Source organism: Gemmiger formicilis (assembly GCF_024462815.1).
Classification (GTDB): domain Bacteria; phylum Bacillota; class Clostridia; order Oscillospirales; family Ruminococcaceae; genus Gemmiger.
Map to the genome: position 1 here is coordinate 1 of NZ_JANGCG010000061.1, position 379 is coordinate 379.

1 rRNA gene is annotated in these 379 nt (G+C 53.6%); it reads right to left on the minus strand.

Annotated features, from left to right (window positions below):
- Nucleotides 1-379, minus strand: a 23S ribosomal RNA gene (locus NE623_RS14500); the annotation flags it as partial.

The following is a 379-nucleotide window of genomic DNA, read 5'->3' on the forward strand; positions in this document are numbered from 1 at the left end:
GGGCCCATTGCACGTTACTGAACGCCCTGTTCAGACTCGCTCTCGCTACGCCTCCGCGCCTTAAGCGCTTAAGCTCGCAACGTACAATCGCTCGCCGGACCGTTCTACAAAAAGTACCATATCACACGTTGATGTGCTCTATGTGCTTGTAGGCACAAGGTTTCAGGTTCTCTTTCACTCCCCTCCCGGGGTCCTTTTCACCTTTCCTTCACAGTACTATACGCTATCGGTCACTGGGTAGTATTTAGGGTTGGAGGGTGGTCCCCCCATCTTCCGACCAGGTTTCACGTGTCTGGCCGTACTCTGGAACTCGCGCATCTCTCATCGCTTTCATCTACGTGACTCTCACACTCTTTGGTTGGCCTTCCCATGCCATTCG